This is a genomic window from Pseudomonas sp. PK-RTE-24, from assembly GCF_054052265.1.
This window is the reverse complement of the sequence record NZ_CM133224.1, coordinates 552791-576471: the sequence shown is the minus strand read 5'-3', so window position 1 is coordinate 576471 and position 23681 is coordinate 552791. Positions and strand designations below refer to the sequence as shown.

22 protein-coding genes are annotated in these 23681 nt (G+C 61.0%); 14 read left to right on the top strand and 8 right to left on the bottom strand.

All coding sequences use genetic code 11. The annotated features are described in order from the left end of the window. Positions 1-1034: 1034 nt before the first annotated feature. Complete coding sequence (locus tag ACV8MC_RS02630) at positions 1035-1397, top strand: DUF6124 family protein (RefSeq protein ID WP_252877445.1); 363 nt, start codon at positions 1035-1037, stop codon at positions 1395-1397. Positions 1398-1567: 170 nt separating this feature from the next. Here the strand turns inward: ACV8MC_RS02630 and ACV8MC_RS02625 are convergent, their stop codons facing one another. Further along, entirely contained in the window at positions 1568-2284 is a 717-nt protein-coding gene (locus ACV8MC_RS02625) for an SIMPL domain-containing protein (RefSeq protein ID WP_016771714.1), read from the bottom strand. 411 nt (positions 2285-2695) lie between these two features. On the opposite strand from ACV8MC_RS02625, the gene ACV8MC_RS02620 reads away from it, so the two are divergent. From ACV8MC_RS02620 to ACV8MC_RS02605, 4 genes are all read left to right on the top strand, one after another. Beyond that, a complete protein-coding gene (locus ACV8MC_RS02620) occupies positions 2696-3958 on the top strand; it encodes an ATP-binding protein (protein ID WP_457264372.1) in 1263 nt (420 codons plus the stop codon). Then, entirely contained in the window at positions 3951-4511 is a 561-nt protein-coding gene (locus ACV8MC_RS02615; protein WP_003221630.1) for a response regulator transcription factor, read from the top strand. Before ACV8MC_RS02620 ends, ACV8MC_RS02615 begins: the two co-directional genes overlap by 8 nt. Before the next feature lie 96 nt (positions 4512-4607). Further along, the gene (locus ACV8MC_RS02610; protein WP_236169670.1) at positions 4608-6335 is read left to right on the top strand and encodes an ABC transporter ATP-binding protein/permease; all 1728 of its coding nucleotides are present in this window, start codon (positions 4608-4610) and stop codon (positions 6333-6335) included. 186 nt (positions 6336-6521) lie between these two features. Beyond that, positions 6522-7271, top strand: a complete 750-nt coding sequence (locus tag ACV8MC_RS02605) for a FadR/GntR family transcriptional regulator (protein ID WP_177327011.1) — start codon at positions 6522-6524, stop codon at positions 7269-7271. Positions 7272-7274: 3 nt separating this feature from the next. Here ACV8MC_RS02605 and ACV8MC_RS02600 read toward each other — a convergent pair whose 3' ends face one another. Next, positions 7275-7655 (bottom strand): hypothetical protein, encoded by a 381-nt coding sequence (locus ACV8MC_RS02600; protein WP_056782919.1) that lies wholly within the window; start codon positions 7653-7655, stop codon positions 7275-7277. A gap of 298 nt (positions 7656-7953) precedes the next feature. Here ACV8MC_RS02600 and kdgD point away from each other — a divergent pair, with 298 nt between their 5' ends. The 5 genes from kdgD (at position 7954) to ACV8MC_RS02575 (ending at position 14667) form a co-directional block, all read left to right on the top strand. Next, on the top strand, positions 7954-8865 hold the full coding sequence (gene kdgD / locus ACV8MC_RS02595; RefSeq protein ID WP_457264371.1) for a 5-dehydro-4-deoxyglucarate dehydratase: 912 nt from the start codon (positions 7954-7956) through the stop codon (positions 8863-8865). A gap of 71 nt (positions 8866-8936) precedes the next feature. Then, positions 8937-10382, top strand: a complete 1446-nt coding sequence (locus ACV8MC_RS02590) for an aldehyde dehydrogenase family protein (protein WP_041477963.1) — start codon at positions 8937-8939, stop codon at positions 10380-10382. A gap of 165 nt (positions 10383-10547) precedes the next feature. Further along, complete coding sequence (locus ACV8MC_RS02585) at positions 10548-11909, top strand: MFS transporter (RefSeq protein ID WP_041477964.1); 1362 nt, start codon at positions 10548-10550, stop codon at positions 11907-11909. Between the two features lie 11 nt (positions 11910-11920). Further along, complete coding sequence (garD, locus tag ACV8MC_RS02580) at positions 11921-13474, top strand: galactarate dehydratase (protein WP_016771706.1); 1554 nt, start codon at positions 11921-11923, stop codon at positions 13472-13474. Positions 13475-13725: 251 nt separating this feature from the next. Beyond that, positions 13726-14667, top strand: coding sequence for an AEC family transporter (locus tag ACV8MC_RS02575; RefSeq protein ID WP_457264368.1), 942 nt, complete (start codon positions 13726-13728; stop codon positions 14665-14667). Between the two features lie 100 nt (positions 14668-14767). Here ACV8MC_RS02575 and ACV8MC_RS02570 read toward each other — a convergent pair whose 3' ends face one another. From ACV8MC_RS02570 to gatC, 6 genes are all read right to left on the bottom strand, one after another. Further along, positions 14768-15148 (bottom strand): carboxymuconolactone decarboxylase family protein, encoded by a 381-nt coding sequence (locus ACV8MC_RS02570; protein ID WP_024011602.1) that lies wholly within the window; start codon positions 15146-15148, stop codon positions 14768-14770. Next, positions 15145-16155: a calcium/sodium antiporter gene (locus ACV8MC_RS02565; protein WP_375123754.1), complete on the bottom strand. Its 1011-nt coding sequence runs from the start codon at positions 16153-16155 to the stop codon at positions 15145-15147. Before ACV8MC_RS02565 ends, ACV8MC_RS02570 begins: the two co-directional genes overlap by 4 nt. A gap of 97 nt (positions 16156-16252) precedes the next feature. Then, positions 16253-16624, bottom strand: a complete 372-nt coding sequence (locus ACV8MC_RS02560) for a septal ring lytic transglycosylase RlpA family protein (RefSeq protein ID WP_056782925.1) — start codon at positions 16622-16624, stop codon at positions 16253-16255. 218 nt (positions 16625-16842) lie between these two features. Then, a complete protein-coding gene (gene gatB / locus ACV8MC_RS02555) occupies positions 16843-18288 on the bottom strand; it encodes an Asp-tRNA(Asn)/Glu-tRNA(Gln) amidotransferase subunit GatB (protein ID WP_016771702.1) in 1446 nt (481 codons plus the stop codon). 10 nt (positions 18289-18298) lie between these two features. After that, entirely contained in the window at positions 18299-19750 is a 1452-nt protein-coding gene (gene gatA / locus ACV8MC_RS02550) for an Asp-tRNA(Asn)/Glu-tRNA(Gln) amidotransferase subunit GatA (RefSeq protein ID WP_056782927.1), read from the bottom strand. 16 nt (positions 19751-19766) lie between these two features. Beyond that, positions 19767-20054 carry an Asp-tRNA(Asn)/Glu-tRNA(Gln) amidotransferase subunit GatC gene (gene gatC, locus ACV8MC_RS02545; RefSeq protein WP_024011606.1) on the bottom strand — a complete coding sequence of 96 codons (288 nt, stop codon included), beginning with the start codon at positions 20052-20054 and terminating at the stop codon, positions 19767-19769. 211 nt (positions 20055-20265) lie between these two features. On the opposite strand from gatC, the gene mreB reads away from it, so the two are divergent. The 4 genes from mreB to ACV8MC_RS02525 all read left to right on the top strand — a co-directional run bounded on the left by mreB (position 20266) and on the right by ACV8MC_RS02525 (position 23672). After that, positions 20266-21303, top strand: a complete 1038-nt coding sequence (mreB, locus tag ACV8MC_RS02540; RefSeq protein WP_002555108.1) for a rod shape-determining protein MreB — start codon at positions 20266-20268, stop codon at positions 21301-21303. A 176-nt stretch (positions 21304-21479) separates the two neighbouring features. Beyond that, positions 21480-22547, top strand: a complete 1068-nt coding sequence (mreC, locus tag ACV8MC_RS02535) for a rod shape-determining protein MreC (RefSeq protein ID WP_231507578.1) — start codon at positions 21480-21482, stop codon at positions 22545-22547. Continuing rightward, positions 22547-23038: a rod shape-determining protein MreD gene (gene mreD / locus ACV8MC_RS02530; protein WP_024011608.1), complete on the top strand. Its 492-nt coding sequence runs from the start codon at positions 22547-22549 to the stop codon at positions 23036-23038. Before mreC ends, mreD begins: the two co-directional genes overlap by 1 nt. 37 nt (positions 23039-23075) lie before the next feature. Then, positions 23076-23672 (top strand): Maf family protein, encoded by a 597-nt coding sequence (locus tag ACV8MC_RS02525; protein ID WP_457264365.1) that lies wholly within the window; start codon positions 23076-23078, stop codon positions 23670-23672. The last annotated feature ends 9 nt before the right edge of the window (positions 23673-23681 follow it).

The following is a 23681-nucleotide window of genomic DNA, read 5'->3' as shown; positions in this document are numbered from 1 at the left end:
GCTTGGGTGGGGCTTGGTGTTACTTATTTATACCCTTGGGGATGGGCGGGGTTGAGGGGTTTTCGCGGTGGGCTTTGGTGGGGTGGATTGGGGCAGGGATTGGGGAGTTTTACTTGGTGCAACTGGGTGTTTCGATTGGTGGCACCTTGGCGGCCTTTGGGCCGACCAGGGTGTTGGTTGGTTTGGGTGAATATCCGTTTTTTGCGGTGTGGCGGCTGGCGGTTTCGCCCTTACGGCGACTTACTTTTTTACAAGCGCCTAAAAAAGTAAGCAAAAAACGCTAGCTCCTACGTTCGGCCCACTCGCTGGGGCTCGGGGTCCCTTCGCTCCGGGACTGATCCGGGCGCAGCGGCTCCGGTTTGCTTCGCTGCACCTCCTTCCGCTGTGTTCGACTTCGTCGAACGGTCGCTGCGCTCCCACACCCGGATCAATCCCTCCACTCAGCCTTCCGACGTCGCCGGTGGATCAAGATCAAGAGCAGGCGAGCTGACACTCGGCCTATTGAGTGGTGAAAAGCGGGTGTTCGGCGTTATTTTTGTTGTGGATTTGCCCCTCACCCCAGCCCTCTCCCCGAGGAGAGGGGGCTGATTTGTGTGCTTTTCAAATCCTGAGTTCAACTCGGAGTTTCACGTTGGCGTATCTCCCCCAAACACCTCGGTCAGTCCCCTCTCCCTCTGGGAGAGGGTTAGGGTGAGGGTTTGCTTTTTGGCTGTTTAAATCCGCTGCGAAACAGCCAGAACCTTCCCACAAGGTTTTCAGGTTGTCCGTCGGACGTGCGCTCTCTAGGCTTGGGTCGTCGCTGGTTGTTCAGCGATCGGGTGTGAGAACCCGACATTCATAGTCATTCAGTGCCCAGATCCGCATAATTGCCGCCAGCAAGTTTGCTGCCTGCAAGTGCGTTATGGCGGCTCTGTGCGGGCGGGCTTATGTCCGGCCGGGTGCCTATGACCGGTTTTCTCACCCCGCACAAAGCTGCCACCTCTTCGTCGTGTGAGAAACGGCATCGAGATGGCTCAACCTCATAGGTGAAGCGCATGAGCAAACCAGTCCCCGACCCACCCGAAGAAACCTCAACCCCCCTTGAAGCCGCGCTGCGTGCCGACGATCTCGCGAAGAACCGCGAAGCCATCAAGCGTGCCCTCGATTTCTATCTCTGCCCGCCACCCGGCAAACCCCATCAGGCCAGCACGATGTTTCTGGTCCGGCCCGACATCGACACCGAAAGCCTGCTGGCTCACGCCTGTGAGTCCCTTGCTTCAGCCAATACGCTGGCCAGCGATTTTGCCGATCAGCTTGGTAGGCCGCAGCGCAATACGGCGCTGGCGATTCAGCAGATCATCATGCTGGCGGAGCTGGCGGTGAATCGGGCGCTGGATCGGGTTGATCCGCACGCTTGAGATCGCGTCATCGTTCTTCGCGAGCAGGCTCGCTCCCACATGGAAATGCGTTCAACCTGTGGGAGCTGGCTTGCCAGCGATAGCGGTGGATCATTCACTACAAAACCCGGGCACAAAAAAAACCGGCAACCATTGACTGATTGCCGGTCCTTCATTCAGCCAAGCTCAAATCACTGCATCAACACTTCAATCGAGCCATCAGCGGTCATGCTGACCTGGCTGGTGCCGGCTTCTACTTCCGGGGTCACCGGGGCGGAATCCATGGCCGCGGCTTTCATCATCATCGGCGCGCGCAGGTACGGTTGTGGGTAACCGTTGCTGTTGAGGTTCAGGTTGACGATTTTGTAGCCTTTGCCGCCCAGGGCGTCGGTGGCCAGTTGGGCGCGGGTCTTGAAGGCGGTGACGGCTTCTTTGAGCAACTGGTCTTCGCTGGCCTTGCGGGTCGGGTCGGCGATGGCGAAGTCCATGCCGCCCATTTTCAGGTCGGTCAGCAGCTCGCCGGTGAGTTTGGACAGGGCGGCGAAGTCGGTGCTTTCCAGGCGCAGTTCGGCGCGTTCGCGCCAGCCGGTGATCTTCTGGCCTTTGGTGTCGTAGATCGGATAGCTGTTGCGGCTGCCCGTGCGCAGGGTGATGTCTTTGACTTGTTTGGCCTGGGCGGTGGCCTTGTTCATGGTGGTGCTGATGGCGGCGGCGAGTTTGGCCGGGTCGGTGTTCTGCTCTTCGGTATAGAGCGTCACGATCATCTGGTCGCGGGCCACTTCCTGGCTGACTTCGGCGCGCAAGGAAATCTGGTTGTAGTGCAGCTCATCGGCGGCCAGCGCCGGGAGGCTGGCGACGCTGCCGACGGTCAGGGCGAGGAGGGCGGCGCTGCGGCGAAATGTGTGCATGAAGGCTCCTTGAATGAGGCGCAGGTGATGGGTCGCGGCCTGCGTGAACCATCAGACTCTAACTTCTATGATCCGGTTCGCCCAGTTACAACTTCTATACAGATGCCTGCGCGCAGTGGGGAGTGCTTCTGTGGCGAGGGGATTTATCCCCGTTCGGCTGCGCAGCAGTCGCAAATCCGGCTGATGCGGTATGTCTGGTTAAATGAGGTCGCATGATTTGGGGGCGGCTCCGCCACCCAGCGGGGATAAATCCCCTCGCCACAATTGATCTCCAATAGCCCTCGGAATCTTCTTCAACTCAGATGAATTCTCCATCGTCGCCATGTGGTCGTTTGCCGCACTTTCGCCTCTGAACCCCGCGCCTTGGTTATACTCCGTGCGATCCGCCTGGAGCGCTCATCAGGAGAGCTCATGCTCGCCCCCGTACAACTGACTTCCGCCACTCGCCAGAACCTCTGGCGGCTGACTTTCATCCGCACACTTGTGCTCGCCGCGCAGGCCGGGTCCGTGGGTCTGGCCTACTGGCTGCAATTGCTGCCGTTGCCGTGGGTGCAATTGGCGATGACCCTGGGCTGTTCGATTCTGCTCTGCGTGTTCACTGCCGTGCGCCTGCGCACATCGTGGCCGGTGACCGAGCTCGAATACGCGCTGCAACTGGCTTGCGATCTGGTGATTCACAGTGCGCTGCTGTATTTCTCCGGCGGTTCGACCAACCCCTTTGTTTCCTATTATCTGGTGCCGTTGACCATCGCGGCGGTGACCTTGCCGTGGCGTTATTCGGTGATTCTGTCGGGCATCGCGCTGGCGCTGTACACGCTGATGCTGACGCGTTTCTATCCGCTGGAAACCTTGCCGGTCGCCCGTGAGAATCTGCAGATCTACGGCATGTGGCTGAGCTTTGCCCTGGCCGCTGCGGTGATCACCTTCTTCGCCGCGCGCATGGCTGAAGAACTGCGTCGGCAGGAAGAGCTGCGCGCGATTCGTCGGGAGGAAGGGCTGCGTGATCAGCAGCTGCTCGCCGTTGCGACCCAGGCCGCCGGTGCCGCGCATGAGTTGGGTACGCCGCTGGCGACCATGAGCGTGTTGCTCAAGGAAATGCAGCAGGATCACCCCGATGCGTTGCTGCAGGACGATCTGAAAGTGCTGCAGGATCAGGTCAAGCTGTGCAAGGAAACCTTGCAGCAACTGGTTCGCGCCGCCGAGGCCAATCGGCGTCTGGCGGTCGAGATGCAGGACGTTACCGGCTGGCTCGACGAAGCGCTGAACCGCTGGCACCTGATGCGCCCGGAAGCCAGTTATCGCTTCCAGCGTCTCGGTCAGGGGGCGGTGCCGCGCATGGCGCCGCCGCCGGATCTGACCCAGGCCTTGCTGAATCTGCTCAACAATGCAGCCGACGCCTGCCCGGAAAATCTCCAGGTGACCCTCGACTGGGACGCAGAGACTTTGACCATCAGCATTCGCGACCACGGCGCCGGTGTGCCGCTGGCCATCGCCGAGCAGATCGGCAAGCCGTTTTTTACCACCAAGGGCAAAGGTTTCGGCCTGGGCCTGTTTTTGAGCAAGGCCAGCGTGACACGCGCCGGCGGCTCAGTGAAACTCTATAGTCATGAGGAAGGCGGCACGCTCACCGAGCTGCGCCTGCCCCACGGCGCCCGAGGAGACCAACATGAGTGACGAAATCCAAGTCGAAGGCGAAGAACTGCCGCATCTGCTGCTGGTCGACGACGACGCGACCTTCACCCGCGTCATGGCCCGCGCCATGGCCCGTCGCGGCTTTCGCGTCAGCACCGCCGGTTCCGCTGAAGAAGGCCTGACCATCGCCCAGGCCGATCTGCCTGATTACGCCGCGCTGGACCTGAAAATGGACGGCGACTCCGGTCTGGTCCTGCTGCCCAAGCTGCTGGAACTCGATCCGGAAATGCGCGTGGTGATCCTCACCGGTTATTCGAGCATTGCCACGGCAGTCGAGGCGATCAAGCGTGGCGCCTGCAACTACCTGTGCAAACCCGCCGATGCCGACGACGTGCTGGCCGCGCTGCTGTCTGAGCACGCCGATCTCGACAGTCTGGTGCCGGAAAACCCGATGTCGGTCGATCGTCTGCAATGGGAGCACATCCAGCGCGTGCTCACCGAGCACGAAGGCAATATTTCCGCCACGGCCCGCGCGCTGGGCATGCACCGCCGCACCTTGCAGCGCAAACTGCAGAAGCGCCCGGTGCGTCGCTGAACCTGCGCTGAACGACTATCGCCAGCCCTCGCGATAAAACGCGCCGATCATCTATGATCGGCGCGTGTCCGTTCTTTTTACTATCGAGCCTTATCCATGAATCAGAACGCTGAATATTCCGCGGTCAACGATGCTGTGCGCGGGCAGTTTTTTCGCAAAGTCTGGGCGATGACCACGCCTTACTGGCGCAGCGAAGAGAAGGGCAAGGCCTGGACGTTGCTGATTGCCGTAATTGCGCTGACGCTGTTCAGCGTAGCGATCTCGGTGTGGATCAACAGTTGGTACAAGGATTTCTACAACGCTTTGCAGAGAAAGGATGAAGCCGCGTTCTGGCAGTTGATCCTGTATTTCTGCGGCATCGCGACGGTGGCGATTCTCGGCGCGGTGTATCGGTTGTATCTGACGCAGATGCTGACGATCCGCTGGCGGGCGTGGCTGACCGAAAAGCACTTCAAGCGCTGGCTGGACCACAAGAATTACTACCAGCTGGAGCAGGGCGGTTATACCGATAACCCCGACCAGCGGATTTCCGAAGACCTCAACACTTACACCGCCAACACCCTGAGCCTGGGCCTCGGGCTGCTGCGCACGATTGTCAGTCTGGTGTCGTTCTCGATCATTTTGTGGGGCGTGTCGGGCAGTATCGAAGTGTTCGGCATCGAGATTCCCGGCTACATGTTCTGGTGCGCACTGTTGTACGCGGCGGTCGGCAGTTGGCTGACGCATTTGATCGGTCGCCGTCTGATCGGTCTGAACAACAAGCAACAACGCTTCGAAGCAGACCTGCGTTTTTCCATGGTGCGCGTGCGTGAGAATGCGGAAAGCATCGCCTTGTACAACGGCGAACCCAATGAAAACCGCCGCTTGAGCAATCGCTTCGGACTGGTCTGGCACAATTTCTGGGACATCATGCGCGTGTCCAAGCGCCTGACGTTCTTCACCTCCGGCTACGGGCAGATCGCAATCATTTTCCCGTTTGTCGTCGCCGCACCGCGCTATCTGTCCGGCAAGATCGAACTGGGCGAGCTGATGCAAATCAACTCGGCGTTCGGCAACGTGCAGGAGAATTTCAGCTGGTTCATCACCGCCTACTCGGATCTCGCCGCGTGGCGCGCCACCTGTGATCGTTTGCTGAGTTTCCGTCAGGCCATGAGCGACAACGAACAACGCACCCCGGCCATTGACGTGCAGAACCAGGGCAGTGAGTTGCAGGTGCACAACCTCGGCCTCGATCTGGCCGATGGTCGTCACCTGCTGACCGACGCCGACATGACCGTTGAACCGGGTGAGCGCGTGATGCTCAGCGGGCGGTCCGGCAGCGGCAAGTCGACACTGCTGCGAGCGATGGGGCATTTGTGGCCGGCGGGGCACGGCAATATTCGTTTGCCGGCGGCGCGTTATCTGTTCCTGCCGCAGAAGCCTTATCTGCCGATCGGCACATTGCGTGAAGCGTTGAGTTATCCACAACCGGGCGACACCTACGCGCCAGAACGTTATGCACAGGTGCTGGAAACCTGTCGTCTGCCACATTTGATTGGGCGGCTGGATGAAGCCAATCACTGGCAGCGCATGCTTTCACCGGGCGAGCAACAACGCCTGGCCTTCGCCCGCGCGCTTCTCTACGCACCGCAATGGCTGTACATGGACGAGGCTACATCGGCGATGGATGAAGAGGACGAGGCGACCTTGTATCAGGCGTTGATCGATGAGATTCCGGGGCTGAGCATTGTCAGCGTCGGTCACCGAAGCAGTTTGAAACGATTCCATCCACGGCACGTGCGGATCGACAGCGGTCGTCTGGTCGAACAGGCCATAACTGTCTGAACACCCACCTGTGGGAGCGAGCCTGCTCGCGAAGGGGTCATATCGGTCGACGAATCTGTCGTCTGAACCACCGCTTTCGCGAGCAGGCTCGCTCCCACAGTGGGGCAATGTGATCTGCCCGGTGATCGTACAACCCGCTTGAGCTATGATGGCGCCAAGCCGAACTTTCGAGACAAGATGCAGACCATGGAAAAGCTGATCGACACCCCGCGCCTCCCCCGCAAGCGCCGCAGCCTCGCCCAGGAATTGGTGACGGTGTTGAGCGAGCAGATCCGCGATGGCCTGCTCAAGCGTGGCGACAAGTTGCCCACCGAGTCGGCGATCATGGAAGCCCATGGCGTCAGCCGCACCGTGGTCCGCGAGGCAATTTCCCGTCTGCAGGCCGCCGGCCAGGTAGAAACCCGCCACGGCATCGGCACCTTTGTTCTCGATACGCCGAGCCCGAGCGGTTTCCGCATTGATCCGGCCACCGTTGTCACCCTGCGTGACGTGCTGGCGATTCTCGAATTGCGCATCAGCCTCGAAGTCGAATCCGCCGGCCTTGCCGCGCAACGCCGCAGCCCCGAACAACTGGCAACCATGCGCGCCGCCCTCGACGCCTTGAACGAAAGCGCCTCCCATGCCAGCGATGCGGTGTCGTCGGACTTCGCTTTCCACCTGGAAATTGCCCTGTCCACCGGCAACCGCTACTTCACCGACATCATGACGCACCTGGGCACCAGCATCATTCCGCGTACGCGGCTGAACTCGGCGCGCTTGGCCCACGACGATCAACAGCATTACATGAGCCGCCTGAGCCGCGAGCACGAGGAAATCTACGACGCGATTGCCCGTCAGGACTCCGATGCCGCGCGTGCGGCGATGCGTCTGCACCTGACCAATAGCCGTGAAAGACTGCGCCAGGCTCATGAAGAGGCGCAGGCGCAGCGAAGCTGAGTCTTACGCCTCTATGCGCATTCGCAGCGGCAGCGAATACGGCTCCATGCTCGACTCATCGCGAAACTTGTAACGCAGCTCCACCTCGCGGTTCAGGTACGGTTGCAATGCCTCTTTCGGCAGCTGCACCTCGATGTCGAGCAACTTTTCCATTTCATCCTCGGCGTCGTCCCAGGCGCCAGTGTCCACCTCATCACCTTCCCATTCAGGTTCCTCGGCATCGCTGCCGAGGACCGCGTAGACGCTCCAGTTTGCTGCGAAATCGCTGGAATCCGGGACCTGCACGGTGAGGATGTCCGGCAATTGCGAGAGCTGAAGCGTCACGCAATCGTCTTGCGCAGGGGCGACGTGGGTGAGGGTGGGGGCGGCAAAATGCATCGACATAGCGGCTTCCTTTGTGTGGTCCGCCACGATCCTTCGTGGCAGTCGACGTACTTTACGAGCCGCAGGTCGCCTCAGAATTAAACGAATCCAGACCAGATATTTCAGCCCTCGAACGCGTCAAGCGCGAGCCTTGTAGCCATTTCATAAAGCGCAAAAGCCAATCTTGTCCGACAAAAAAGCCCTGCCAACGATGAAATGCAGTTGACGGTTATTTTTTAAGTTGTACGATGACCTACAACTTCGGCGAAGGCTGAATGGTCCACTCACAATAAAACGTTGCTACCAGGGTGTTCGAATAATGAATCCACAAGAACTGAAGTCCATCCTCTCTGCCGGCCTGCTGTCTTTCCCGGTGACCGATTTCAACGCGCAGGGCGATTTCAACCGCGCGGGCTACATCAAACGCCTGGAATGGCTGGCTCCGTATGGCGCTTCGGCTCTGTTCGCCGCCGGTGGCACCGGTGAGTTCTTCTCCCTGGCCGCCAGCGAATACTCGGAAATCATCAAGACTGCCGTCGACACCTGCGCATCCAGCGTGCCAATCCTCGCTGGCGTTGGTGGTTCGACCCGCCAGGCCATCGAATACGCTCAGGAAGCCGAGCGTCTGGGCGCCAAAGGTCTGCTGCTGCTGCCGCACTACCTGACCGAAGCGAGCCAGGACGGTGTTGCCGCCCACGTTGAAGCCGTGTGCAAATCGGTGAAGATCGGCGTGGTCGTCTACAACCGCAACGTTTGCCGTCTCACCGCGCCGCTGCTGGAACGTCTGGCCGAGCGCTGCCCGAACCTGATCGGCTACAAGGATGGCCTGGGCGATATCGAGTTGATGGTGTCGATCCGTCGCCGCCTCGGTGATCGCTTCAGCTACCTGGGTGGTCTGCCGACCGCTGAAGTCTACGCCGCTGCCTACAAGGCTTTGGGCGTGCCGGTGTACTCCTCGGCGGTGTTCAACTTCATCCCGAAAACCGCGATGGACTTCTACCACGCGATCGCTCGCGAAGATCACGCCTCCGTCGGCAAGATCATCGACGACTTCTTCCTGCCGTACCTGGACATCCGCAACCGCAAGGCCGGTTACGCCGTGAGTATCGTCAAGGCAGGTGCAAAAATCGCCGGCTATGACGCAGGTCCGGTGCGTGCGCCGCTGACCGACCTGACCGGCGAAGAGTACGAAATGCTCGCCGCGCTGATCGACAAGCAAGGCGCGCAGTAAACGAGAAAAGCGAGGCCGCTGAGCAATCAGCGGCTTTTTGCGTGATGGCTTTTAGAGTTGAGGGCTGCCCTGTGACAACTGCAAAACGCTACGACAACTACATCAATGGCGAATGGGTCGCCGGTGCCGATTACTCGGCCAACATCAACCCGTCCGAACTCAGCGACACCATCGGCGACTACGCCAAGGCTGACCTGACCCAGGTCAACGCCGCAATCGACGCTGCCCGCGCTGCGTTTCCGGCGTACTCCACGTCGGGCATCCAGGCTCGTCACGATTCGCTGGATAAAGTCGGCACGGAAATTCTCGCCCGTCGCGAAGAGCTTGGCACCCTGCTGGCCCGTGAAGAAGGCAAGACCCTGCCGGAGGCGATCGGTGAAGTGACCCGCGCCGGCAACATTTTCAAGTTCTTCGCCGGTGAATGCCTGCGTCTGTCCGGTGACTACGTGCCGTCGGTACGCCCGGGCGTCAACGTCGAAGTCACTCGCGAAGCCCTGGGCGTGGTCGGTCTGATCACGCCGTGGAACTTCCCGATCGCCATCCCGGCGTGGAAAATTGCTCCGGCCCTGGCCTACGGCAACTGCGTCGTGCTCAAGCCTGCCGATCTGGTGCCGGGCTGCGCCTGGGCGCTGGCGGAAATCATCTCCCGCGCGGGCTTCCCGGCCGGTGTATTCAACCTGGTAATGGGCAGCGGTCGCGTGGTTGGCGAGGCGTTGGTCAACAGCCCGAAAGTCGACGGCATCAGCTTCACCGGTTCGGTGGGCGTTGGCCGCCAGATCGCCGTCAACTGCGTTTCGCGCCAGGCCAAGGTGCAGCTGGAAATGGGCGGCAAGAACCCACAGATCATTCTCGACGACGCCGACCTCAAGCAAGCGGTCGAGCTGTCGGTACAGAGCGCGTTCTACTCCACCGGCCAGCGCTGCACAGCGTCGAGCCGTCTGATCGTCACCGCCGGCATTCACGACAAGTTCGTTGAAGCGATGGCCGAGCGCATGAAGTCGATCAAGGTCGGCCACGCGCTGAAGGCCGGCACCGACATCGGTCCGGTGGTCTCCCAGGCGCAGCTGGAACAGGACATGAAGTACATCGACATCGGCCAGTCCGAAGGTGCACGTCTGGTCAGCGGCGGCGGTGTGGTGACTTGCGACACCGAGGGCTACTTCCTCGCGCCAACGCTGTTCGCCGACAGCGAAGCGTCGATGCGCATCAGCCGCGAAGAGATCTTCGGCCCGGTGGCCAACATTGTTCGTGTGGCCGATTACGAAGCCGCGCTGGCAATGGCCAACGACACCGAATTCGGCTTGTCGGCCGGCATCGCCACCACCTCGCTGAAGTACGCCAACCACTTCAAGCGCCACTCCCAGGCCGGGATGGTGATGGTCAACCTGCCGACCGCCGGTGTGGATTACCACGTACCGTTCGGCGGGCGTAAAGGTTCGTCCTACGGCTCCCGTGAGCAGGGCCGCTATGCACAAGAGTTCTACACCGTGGTGAAAACCGCCTATGTAGGCTCCTGATACACGCAATACCCCTGTAGGAGCTGCCGAAGGCTGCGATCTTTTGATCTTTTTTTTCAAGATCAAGATCAAAAGATCGCAGCCTTCGGCAGCTCCTACAGGCAATAAATGCAAGACCAAAGAAGCTTCACCCCGCATAAAAATAATCAGTGGGAGTACATCTGCATGCAATCCTCCAAGCCGACTCACGTCCGCTATTTGATCCTGCTCATGCTGTTTCTGGTGACCACGATCAACTACGCCGACCGTGCCACGATCGCCATTGCCGGCTCCAGCCTGCAAAAGGACCTTGGCATTGACGCCGTCACCCTCGGCTACATCTTCTCCGCATTCGGTTGGGCTTACGTGGCCGGGCAAATTCCCGGTGGCTGGCTGCTCGATCGCTTCGGCTCGAAAAAAGTCTATGCCCTGAGCATTTTCACCTGGTCGCTGTTCACCGTGCTGCAAGGCTTCGTCGGTGAATTCGGCATGTCCACGGCAGTGGTTGCGCTGTTCATGCTGCGTTTCCTGGTGGGCCTGGCCGAGGCGCCATCGTTCCCCGGCAACGCGCGCATCGTGGCGGCGTGGTTCCCGACCGCTGAACGCGGAACCGCTTCGGCGATCTTCAATTCGGCGCAATACTTTGCCACCGTGCTGTTCGCGCCGTTGATGGGCTGGATCGTCTACAGCTTCGGCTGGGAGCACGTGTTCATCGTCATGGGTATCCTCGGTATCGTGTTCTCGCTGGTGTGGCTGAAAGTCATCTACAGCCCGCGCGAACACCCACGCGTCAACGAGGCCGAGTTCAAGCACATCGCTGACAACGGCGGCATGGTCGACATGGATCAGAAGGGCAAGAAGTCCGACGGTCCGAAGTGGGATTACATCCGTCAGCTGCTGACCAACCGCATGATGCTGGGAGTGTATCTGGGCCAGTACTGCATCAACGGCATCACCTATTTCTTCCTGACCTGGTTCCCGGTGTATCTGGTGCAAGAGCGTGGCATGACCATTCTCAAGGCCGGTTTCATCGCTTCGTTGCCGGCCATTTGCGGCTTTATCGGCGGCGTGCTCGGCGGGGTGATTTCCGACTACCTGCTGCGCAAGGGCCATTCGCTGACCTTCGCCCGCAAGGCGCCGATCATCGCCGGCCTGCTGGTGTCGAGCAGCATCGTCGCGTGCAACTATGTTGACGTGGAATGGATGGTGGTGGGCTTCATGGCTCTGGCATTCTTCGGCAAAGGCGTTGGCGCACTGGGCTGGGCGGTGGTTTCCGACACTTCGCCGAAACAGATCGCCGGTCTGAGCGGTGGCTTGTTCAACACCTTCGGCAACATCGCTTCGATCACCACGCCGATCGTCATCGGCTACATCATCAGCTCCACCGGCTCGTTCAAGTGGGCGCTGGTGTTTGTCGGTGCCAACGCACTGGTCGCGGTGTTCAGCTATCTGGTAATCGTCGGCCCGATCAAGCGTGTGGTCTTGAAAGAGCCGCCAGCCAAGGGCGGCAATGAAGCCACCGGCAATTTGTCTCAAGCGCATTCCTGAGGAGCGGCGTCATGCAGTTGATTGAACATTCCGACTCGCCGCGCTACATCCGCCTGCACGAGCGGGACAACGTTGTAGTGGTGGTCAACGATCAGGGCGTACCGGCCGGTACTGAGTTCGCCGACGGCCTGGTCACCTTGGATTTCGTACCGCAGAGCCACAAGGTCACCTTGGAGGATATTCCCGAAGGCGGCCCGGTGATTCGTTACGGGCAGATCATCGGCTATGCCTTGCAGCCGATCCGTCGCGGCAGTTGGGTCAAGGAAGATCAACTGCGCATGCCCACCGCGCCGCCGCTGGACAGCTTGCCGCTGTCCACCGATGTGCCGGATGCGCAGGCACCGCTGGAAGGCTTCACGTTCGAGGGTTATCGCAACGCCGACGGCACCGTCGGCACGCGCAACATTCTCGGCATCACCACCACCGTGCAGTGCGTCACCGGCGTGCTCGATCACGCGGTCAAGCGCATCAAGGAAGAGCTGCTGCCGAAGTACCCGCACGTCGATGACGTGGTGGCGCTGACCCACAGTTATGGCTGCGGTGTGGCGATTACCGCGACCGACGCCTACATCCCGATTCGTACCGTGCGCAATCTGGCGCGCAACCCGAACCTGGGCGGCGAAGCACTGGTGATCGGTCTGGGCTGCGAGAAATTGCAGGCCGGGCAGGTGATGCACGAGGACGATGCCTCGGTGGATCTCAGCGATCCGTGGTTGTACCGCTTGCAGGATTCCAGTCACGGCTTCACCGAAATGATTGAGCAGATCATGGAACTGGCTGAAGTGCGCTTGAAGAAACTCGACCAGCGCCGCCGCGAAACCGTGCCGGCCTCCGAGCTGATTCTCGGTATGCAGTGCGGCGGCAGCGATGCGTTTTCCGGCATCACCGCCAACCCGGCGCTGGGTTATGCCTCGGACTTGCTGTTGCGTGCGGGGGCGACGGTGATGTTTTCCGAAGTCACCGAAGTGCGCGATGCGATCTACCTGCTGACGTCGCGGGCGCAGACGCAAACCGTCGCCGAAGAGCTGGTACGCGAGATGGACTGGTACGACCGTTACCTGGCCAAGGGCGAGGCCGATCGCAGCGCCAACACCACGCCGGGCAACAAGAAGGGCGGGTTGTCGAACATTGTCGAGAAGTCGCTGGGCTCGATCGTCAAGTCCGGCAGCAGCGCGATCAATGGCGTGCTCGGCCCGGGCGAGCGTTTCAAGCACAAGGGCCTGATTTTCTGCGCGACGCCGGCCAGCGATTTTGTCTGCGGTACGTTGCAACTGGCAGCAGGGATGAACCTGCACGTGTTCACCACCGGTCGCGGCACGCCTTACGGGCTGGCCATGGCGCCGGTGGTCAAGGTTTCGACGCGGACTGAACTGGCGCAGCGCTGGCCGGACCTGATCGACATCGACGCCGGACGCATTGCCACCGGGCGCGCGACCATCGAAGAACTCGGCTGGGAGTTGTTTCACTATTACCTGGATGTTGCCAGTGGCAAGCAACAGACCTGGGCGGAGAAACACAAGCTGCACAACGACATCACCTTGTTCAACCCGGCGCCGATTACCTGATCGTTTCATGGAAGATCAAAAGCCCCTCACCCCAGCCCTCTCCCGGAGGGAGAGGGGGCCGACCGAGTTGTTTGGCGCTATACATCGACCTGACAAATCGGGTCGATTATGGATTCGACGATGTCATTTCAGGTCGGTGGATTGTTTAAATATCCCCCGATCGGTTCCCTCTCCCTTTGGGAGAGGGCTAGGGTGAGGGGCTTTTGCTTTATCATTGCCCCCCTGACTAAGCTCACCCAAGGCTCTCCGGCATGCTGGCAATCTTTCTTGAAACCCTGAACATCACCGCGCCGGTGTTTGCCATGCTGTTTCTCGGTGTGCTGCTCAAGCGCATCGACTGGATCAACGACAACTTCATCCACACCGCCTCGTCGCTGGTGTTCAACGTGACCATGCCGGCGCTGCTGTTTCTCGGCATCCTCCACGCCGACCTGCACGCCGCGCTGCAACCTTCGCTACTGATCTACTTTTCCCTCGCAACGCTGGTGAGTTTCGCTGTGGCCTGGGGGTGGGCGATTTTCAGGTGTCCGCGCGAAGATCGCGGCATCTACACCCAGGGTGCGTTTCGCGGCAACAACGGCGTGATAGGCCTGGCGCTCGCCGCGAGCATGTACGGCGAGTACGGCATTTCCCTCGGGGCGATTCTCGCGGCGCTGGTGATCCTGTTCTACAACACCCTGTCGACCATCGTGCTGGCGGTATACAGCCCGGTGATCAAGTCCGATCCGTGGAGCATCTGCAAAAGCGTGTTCAGCAACCCGCTGATCATCAGCGTGATTTCGGCAGCGCCGTTTGCCTATTTCAAGATCGGACTGCCGGGCTGGCTGGAGACCTCCGGCCAGTATCTGGCGCAGACCACGTTGCCACTGGCGCTGATCTGTATCGGCGGCACGCTGTCACTGGCGGCGCTGCGCAAGAGCGGCAACATGGCGCTCAGTTCCAGCCTGGTGAAGATGATCGGTCTGCCGGTGCTGGCGACACTGGGGGCATGGCTGTGGGGCTTTCGCGGCGCGGAGCTGGGGATTCTGTTTCTCTACTTTGGCAGCCCGACGGCGGCGGCGAGTTTCGTCATGGCCCGGGCGGCGCAGGGCAATCATGAGCTTGCAGCAGCGATTATCGTGATGACCACGTTGATGGCGGCTATTACCACCAATGTCGGGATCTTTGTGTTGCAGTGGGGTGGGTGGATCTGACCAAGGATTTGCAGTGTCTGTCAGGGCCTCTTCGCGAGCAGGCTCGCTCCCACAGGGAAACGCATTCCAACTGTGGGAGCGAGCCTGCTCGCGAAGGCGGTCACTGCGGTTTCTGATAGCTGTCGATCACTTCCTGCGCCGCGCGAAACGCATCGATCGCCGCTGGCACGCCGGCATACACCGCGCAATGCAGCAGTGCTTCGCGAATCTCTTCCACCGTGCAGCCGTTGTTCAGCGCACCGCGCACGTGGCCCTTCAACTCTTGCGGACACTTCAACGCGGTCAGCGCGGCGAGGGTAATCAGGCTGCGGGTTTTCAGCGGCAGCCCCTCACGATTCCACACGCCACCCCAGGCGTGTTCATTGACGAAATCCTGCAACGGCTGGGTGAACTCGGTGGCGTTGCCCAAGGCGCGATCAACGAACGCATCGCCCATGACCTGACGACGGATTTCAACCCCGGACTGCTTCGACTCGCTCATGGCACATCTCTCTTGTGGTGTTGGCGACGCCAGGCGCGGATCGACGTGAACAGCAGAAACGTCAGCAGCGCCGGCAGGACATAAAACAGCATCAAGCGCTCGAGTTTGCCGGCCAGCGGCATGCCGGTGGTGAACGACACCACATGCAGCCCGTAGACCAGATACAAACCGAGCAGCAGCAAGCCTTCGGCTCGAGTCACGCGGTAGCCCGAGTAAAACACTGGCAGACACAGCGCAGCGACGCCGAGCATCACTGGCAAGTCAAAATCCAGCGCGTTGGGAGAGACGGAAAGCGGCGTCGGTGCGAGCAGCGCGGTCAGCCCGAGCACTCCGAGCAGGTTAAACAGATTGGCGCCGATCACGTTGCCCACGGCAATGTCACGCTGCCCGCGCAACGCAGCGATCAGCGAGGTCGCCAGTTCCGGCAGCGAGGTGCCGACCGCAACCACGGTCAGGCCGATGACCCGTTCCGACAGGCCCAGGTCGGTGGCCACGACCACGGCGGCGCCGAGCAGCAAACGCCCGGCGAACACCAGCATGGCCAGGCCAGCGAGAATCATCAGCACACTGATCAACCAGGATTGCTGCGTCTCGGTTGGTCGCTCTGTATGAGGGCGCGTCGAATGTCGCGACTGACGCAACAGCAAGCCGAGGTACAGCGCCAAAGCGCCGAGCAGCACGACGCCGTCGAAACGCCCGAGGTCTTTATTCCAGGCGAGGATGAATACCAGCAGGCTGGCACCGATCATCAGCGGGATATCCAGGCGCACCAGTTGCCGCGACACGCGCAGCGGGATGATCAGTGCCGAGAGGCCAAGGGTTACGAGGATATTGAAGATGCCGCTGCCGACCACGCTGCCGACGGCGATGTCCGGGTTGTCGGTCAACGCCGCTTGCAGGCTGACGGTCATCTGCGGCGCGCTGCTGCCGAGGGCGACGATGGTCAGGCCGATGATCAACGGACGCACATGCAGGCGCTCGGCCAGACGCACGGCGGCGCGCACCATCAGCTCGGCGCCGATGAGCAAAAGACACAGGCCGCTGAGCAGTTCGATGACGTTGATCAGCGGCAGATCGGCTAGTCCGAAAATGGTCGGCGCTCCATCAGTCGAGGGCCTGCACGCGAACCCGTGCGGTGCCGCTGCGCAGCATGCCGATCTCATCGGCGGCCTCGCGTGACAGATCGATCAGCCGGCCACGGGTGTGCGGGCCACGGTCATTGATGCGGACCACGACTGATTCATCGTTTTTCAGATTGGTGACCTTCACCCGCGTGCCGAACGGCAACTGGCGGTGGGCGGCGGTCAGGGAATGCTGGTTGAACGCTTCGCCGCTGGCGGTGCGTTTACCGTGATGCCTGGCTCCGTAATAGGAGGCGACGCCGGTCTGGTCATAACCGTGCGGGTCGATGGTGTCGGTACTGGCGCAACCGGCCAGCAGAGAGAGCAGGGCGCTGCTCAGCAACAGACGCTTCATTCAAAGGTATCCCGGATCAAATGTAGGAGGGACCTGTGGCGAGGGGATTTATCCCCGTTGGACTGCGCAGCAGTCCCAAAACTGAGAACTCGGTTTATCTGGTGCAAATCAAGCTCAGCAATTAGGGCCGCTTCGCGGCCCAACGGGGATAAATCCCCTCGCCACAGGTCCCTTCCACAGGGGATGGAGCCAGGCTTTGGATCTGGCTCCATTGGTGGTCAGCCTTCGAGCTTGCTTTTCAGCAGTTCGTTCACCTGCTGCGGGTTGGCCTTGCCTTTCGAGGCTTTCATGGCCTGGCCGACGAAGAAGCCGAACATCTTGCCGCGTTTGGCTTCGTCTGCCGCGCGGTACTGTTCGACCTGTTCGGCGTTGGCCGCGAGCATTTCGTCGAGCACGGCCGAGATCGCGCCGGTGTCGGTGACTTGCTTGAGGCCGCGCTTCTCGATGATCTCGTCAGCACTGCCTTCACCATTGGCCATCGCTTCGAACACCACCTTGGCGATCTTGCCGGAGATGGTGTTGTCCTTGATGCGCTGCAGCATGCCGCCCAGTTGCTCGGCGGAGACTGGCGAATCCTCGATGTCCAGGCCCTGCTTGTTGAGCAGGCTGCCCAACTCGACCATCACCCAGTTCGCCGCCAGTTTCGCGTCGCCGCCGATGGCTGCGACTTTCTCGAAGTAATCCGCCTGTTCACGGCTGGTGGCCAGCACGTTGGCGTCGTAGGCCGACAGACCGAACTGGCTCTGGAAGCGTTCGCGCTTTTGCGGTGGCAGTTCCGGCAGGGTCGCACGCACTTCACCGAGGAACGACTCTTCGATGACCACCGGCAGCAGGTCCGGATCGGGGAAGTAACGGTAGTCGTTGGCTTCCTCTTTCGAACGCATCGGACGGGTCTCGTCCTTGTTCGGATCGTACAGGCGGGTCTGCTGGATCACTTTGCCGCCGTCTTCGATCAGCTCGATCTGGCGCTGGATCTCGGAGTTGATCGCCTTCTCGATGAAACGGAACGAGTTGACGTTCTTGATCTCGCAGCGAGTGCCGAACTCGACCTGGCCTTTCGGCCGTACCGAGACGTTGCAGTCGCAACGCAGCGAGCCTTCGGCCATGTTGCCGTCGCAGATGCCCAGGTAACGCACCAGCGCGTGGATCGCCTTGACGTAAGCCACGGCTTCCTTGGCGCTGCGCATGTCCGGTTCGGAAACGATTTCCAGCAGCGGCGTGCCGGCACGGTTCAGGTCGATGCCGGTGGCACCGTTGAATTCTTCGTGCAGGCTCTTGCCGGCGTCTTCTTCCAGGTGCGCACGGGTGATGCCGACGCGTTTGACCGTGCCGTCTTCCAGGGCGATGTCCAGGTGGCCTTTGCCAACGATCGGCAATTCCATCTGGCTGATCTGGTAGCCCTTCGGCAGATCCGGGTAGAAATAGTTTTTCCGGGCGAACACGTTGTGCTGGCCGATCTCGGCGTCAATTGCCAGACCGAACATCACCGCCATGCGCACCGCTTCCTGGTTGAGCACCGGCAGCACGCCGGGCATGCCCAGGTCGATCAGGCTGGCCTGGGTGTTCGGCTCGGAACCGAATGTGGTGGAACTACCGGAAAAGATTTTCGACCGGGTGGTGAGCTGAGTGTGAATCTCCAGCCCGATCACGACTTCCCATTGCATGTGTGTCTCCTCAGAAGCCGGTTGGGGTGCGGGTGTGCCAGTCAGTGTTGAGCTGATACTGGTGGGCAACGTTCAACAGGCGGCCCTCCTGGAAGTACGGCGCGAGCAACTGCACGCCCACCGGCAGACCGTCGACAAAACCGGCCGGCATCGACAGGCCCGGCAGGCCAGCGAGGTTGGCGGTGATGGTGTAGACGTCTTCCAGATAGGCAGCGACCGGGTCGCTGTTCTTCGCGCCAAGCTTCCAGGCCGGGTTCGGCGTGGTCGGGCCGAGGATGATGTCGACTTCATTGAACGCAGCCATGAAATCGTTCTTCACCAGACGGCGGATCTTCTGCGCTTTCAGGTAGTAGGCGTCGTAGTAACCGGCGGACAGCGCGTAGGCACCGACCATGATCCGGCGCTGTACTTCCGCGCCGAAGCCTTCGCCACGGGAGCGCTTGTACAGGTCGATGAGGTTTTCCGGGTTTTCGCAGCGGTGGCCGAAACGCACGCCGTCGAAACGCGACAGGTTGGAAGACGCTTCTGCCGGGGCGATCACGTAGTACGCAGGAATGGCGTGCTGCATGTTCGGCAGGCTGATTTCCTTGATCACCGCACCGAGCTTCTGCAACTGCTGGATGCTGTTCTGGATCAGCTCGGCAATGCGCGGGTCGAGACCGGCGCTGAAGTATTCCTTCGGCACGCCGATGCGAAGGCCTTGCAGCGACTCGCCCAGGCCGGCGGAGTAATCCGGCACCGGCTCATCGATGCTGGTGGAGTCGTTCGGGTCGAAGCCGGCCATGCCTTGCAGCAGAATCGCGCAATCTTCGGCCGTGCGCGCCAACGGACCGCCCTGATCAAGGCTGGACGCGTAGGCAATCATGCCCCAGCGCGAAACGCGACCGTAGGTCGGCTTCAAACCGGTGAGGTTGGTGAATGCTGCCGGCTGGCGGATCGAACCGCCGGTGTCGGTGGCGGTGGCGGCAGGCAGCAGGCGAGCGGCCACGGCGGCGGCCGAACCACCGGACGAACCGCCCGGCACGTGTTCCAGGTTCCACGGGTTTTTCACCGCGCCGTACCAGCTCGACTCGTTGGCCGAACCCATGGCGAATTCGTCCATGTTGGTCTTGCCCAGGGTCACGGCGCCGGCAGCGGCCAGTTTCGCAACGACAGTGGCGTCATACGGGGCTTTGAAGTTGTCGAGCATCTTCGAGCCGCAGCTGGTGCGGATGCCCAGGGTGCAGAACAGGTCCTTGTGGGCGATCGGCGCGCCGAGCAGGGCGCCGCTCTCACCATTGGCCCGGCGTGCATCGGCGGCTTTCGCCTGCTCGATGGCCAGATCCTCGGTGAGGCTGATGAAACTGTTGAGCTGCGGATCGAGCTGGGTAATACGCGCCAGCAGGACTTTGGTCAGCTCTTCGGAGGAAAACTTTTTATCGGCGAGACCGCGGGCGATCTCGGCCAGAGTCATTTGATGCATTGCAGGCTCTTTCCCTTTAGTCGATGACTTTCGGAACCAGATACAGGCCGTTTTCGACCGCTGGTGCGATGGACTGGTAGGCCTCGCGATTATTCGTCTCGGTCACCACGTCGGCGCGCAGGCGCTGACTGGCTTCCAGGGGGTGGGCCAGCGGCTCGATACCGTCGGTATCAACGGCCTGCATTTCGTCGACCAGCCCGAGAATGCTGTTGAGGGCGGAAGTAATGTGCGGAAGATCGGCATCGTTGAGGCCAAGGCAGGCCAGATGCGCGATTTTTTCCACGTCGGAGCGTTCTAGCGCCATCGGGATTCTCCAGTGGAAAACAGAACGGACGGCGTCCGTGTGTTAGATTGTCGGAACACTACCGCACTTCTACGGTCATAAGGCCGCGATTGTGGGGCTTGGTGCACAGAAAAGCGGCCAATTTAACATATTGGCGCCTTGCCCAAAATCCCTGTCGTTGTTAGAGTTTGCCGCACTTTTTTACCCACGCGTTGCCTAGGGTCCCTTTCCCATGTTCAAGAAACTGCGTGGCATGTTTTCCAGCGATCTTTCCATTGACCTGGGCACTGCCAACACCCTTATTTACGTGCGCGAGCGCGGTATCGTCCTGAATGAGCCATCGGTTGTGGCCATTCGGACACACGGTAACCAGAAAAGTGTCGTTGCTGTCGGCACCGAGGCCAAGCGCATGCTCGGCCGTACGCCGGGCAACATTGCTGCCATTCGTCCGATGAAGGATGGCGTGATCGCCGACTTCAGCGTCTGCGAAAAGATGCTGCAGTACTTTATCAACAAGGTTCACGAAAACAGTTTCCTGCAGCCCAGCCCTCGTGTGCTGATCTGCGTTCCATGCAAGTCCACCCAGGTTGAGCGTCGCGCCATCCGTGAATCGGCCCTTGGCGCCGGTGCCCGTGAAGTGTTCCTGATCGAAGAGCCGATGGCTGCTGCGATCGGTGCCGGTCTGCCGGTTGAAGAAGCGCGCGGTTCGATGGTCGTGGATATCGGTGGTGGTACCACCGAGATCGCCCTGATCTCCCTGAACGGTGTGGTTTACGCCGAATCCGTACGTGTCGGCGGCGACCGTTTCGACGAAGCGATCATCACCTACGTGCGCCGCAACTACGGCAGCCTGATCGGTGAATCCACCGCTGAGCGCATCAAGCAGGAAATCGGTACGGCCTACCCGGGCGGCGAAGTACGCGAAGTCGATGTTCGCGGTCGCAACCTGGCCGAAGGCGTTCCACGCGCATTCACCCTGAACTCCAACGAAGTGCTCGAGGCTCTGCAAGAGTCGCTGGCCACCATCGTTCAGGCGGTGAAAAGCGCGCTGGAGCAATCGCCGCCGGAACTGGCTTCCGACATCGCCGAGCGTGGCCTGGTGCTGACCGGTGGTGGCGCGCTGCTGCGTGACCTCGACAAGTTGCTGGCCCAGGAAACGGGTCTGCCGGTGATCGTTGCCGAAGATCCGCTGACTTGCGTTGCTCGCGGCGGTGGCCGTGCGCTGGAAATGATGGATAAGCACACCATGGATCTGCTTTCGAGCGAATAAGCTTCGAATGCAATACGTGGGTGAACGCACAGGCAGCACTTTGCAGTGCTGCCTGTTGGCGTTTATCTTCTGTCAGTCTTCATCCAGGCCGGTTTGATGCCGTATGAATAAACAGAACATTTGCCTGGGAGGAGCGGCTTATTAAACCGCTTTTCACCAAAGGCCCTTCGTTGGGCGTGCGCCTGTTGGTGCTGGCCGTGCTCGCGGTCGCGCTGATGGTGGTCGATGCACGTTTCGACCTGCTCAAGCCCGCGCGCAAGCAAGCGTCGCTGGTGCTCATGGATGCCTACTGGATCACTGACCTGCCCGGCCGCTTGTGGGAAGGGGTCGCCAGTCAGTTCGGCAGCCGCACCGAGCTCGTCGCCGAAAACGAAAAACTCAAGACCGAAAACCTGCTGTTGCAGGGGCGCATGCAAAAGCTCGCTGCCCTGACCGAGCAGAACGTTCGGCTGCGCGAGTTGCTCAACTCCTCCGCACTGGTCAATGAAAAGGTCGAAGTGGCCGAGCTGATCGGCATGGACCCCAACCCCTTCACCCATCGCATCATCATCAACAAAGGTGAGCGCGACGGCGTCGTGCTCGGCCAACCGGTGCTCGATGCACGCGGGCTGATGGGCCAGGTGGTTGAGTTGATGCCGTACACCTCGCGGGTCCTGCTGCTGACCGACACCACTCATAGCATTCCGGTGCAGGTGAATCGTAACGGTCTGCGCGCGATTGCCAGTGGCACCGGCAACCCTGAGCGCCTGGAATTGCGTCATGTCGCCGACACGGCGGACATCAAGGAAGGCGATCTGCTGGTCAGCTCCGGCCTTGGCCAGCGTTTTCCGGCCGGTTATCCGGTGGCCACGGTCAAGGAAGTCATCCACGATTCCGGCCAACCGTTTGCCATTGTCCGCGCCGTGCCGACTGCCGCCCTGAACCGCAGCCGCTATCTGCTGCTGGTGTTCAGCGACAGCCGCACTGCCGAGGAACGCGCCAATGACGCGGCCCAGGCGCAGGAACAGCTCGATGCCCACGGCGGCGGCCCGATGTTGCCGGCCAGCGTGCCGAAACCGTTGATCATGCCTGCCACGCCGTCGACCGCTACCGCAGCGCCGGCCGCTGAAGCAGCGGCGCCTGCCACCACGCCTGCCAAGCCTGCCGCGAGCAAACCGCCCGCTGCCGCTCCGGCCGCTGCCAAACCGCCCGCCGCGAGCAAACCACCGGCGAAACCGCCAGCGACTACCGGGGGACGAGAATAATGGTCGGCGCGAAAAAATCCGGAAACGGCTGGATGATCTGGCTGACGTTCTTCGTCGGCATCCTGCTCAGCGTTTCACCGTTGCCGATCTTCATGGAAATCCTTCGCCCGCTGTGGCTGGCCTTGCTCGTGACCTTCTGGGCGCTGTACATGCCGCACACGGTCGGCATGGTCACCGCCTTCTGTCTGGGACTGGCCGAAGATGTCCTGCAGGGCGACCTGCTCGGGCAGAACGCGCTGATCCTGACCCTGATTACTTTCCTCGTGTTGTCGTTGCAGCAGCGTCTGCGCATGTTCCCGATGTGGCAGCAGTGCCTGGTGATCCTGGTGATCTTCGGCCTCGCACAGTTGGCGCAACTGTGGCTGAGCGCTCTGACCGGCAACCGTCAGCCAACCCTGGCGCTGGTCTTGCCGGCGCTGGTCAGTGCCTTGCTCTGGCCGTGGGTCAGCTTCGCCCTTCGCGGGATGTGCCGACGCTACAGAATCTATTGAGCCGGTGAAGCAGGGCACTGAACAGGGAGATGTTTTGATGAAACTGCTTTACCTCGCCTCCGGCTCACCGCGTCGCCGTGAATTGCTCACGCAGATCGGCGTGCAGTTCTCCGCCATCAGCGCGGACATCGACGAAACCCCGCTTCCTGAAGAATCCCCTTCGGCCTATGTCGAACGCCTTGCGCGTGGCAAGGCTGAGGCCGGTCGCTGTTCGGTCGTCTCTGATCAGCCGTTCTGCGTGCTTGGCGCCGACACCGCAGTGGTGCTCGACGGCAAAATACTTGGCAAACCGGTGGACGAAGCCGACGCATGCGCCATGCTGATGATGTTGTCCGGCAACGAACACGAAGTGCTGACCGCCATCGCCGTACTTGAAGGCGAGCGCTGCGAGTCGCGGGTGGTGCGCAGTCGCGTGCGTTTCCGCAGCATCAGCTGCGATGAGGCCGGCGCCTACTGGGCCAGTGGCGAACCGCGCGACAAGGCCGGCGGCTATGGCATTCAGGGCCTGGGTGCGGTGTTTGTCGCCGGGCTCGACGGCAGCTATTCGGCGGTGGTCGGCTTGCCGTTGTGCGAAACCTGCGAGGTGTTGGGCCATTTCGGCATACCCTGTTGGCAAAACCTGAACACGCCCTGAGCGTCGTAC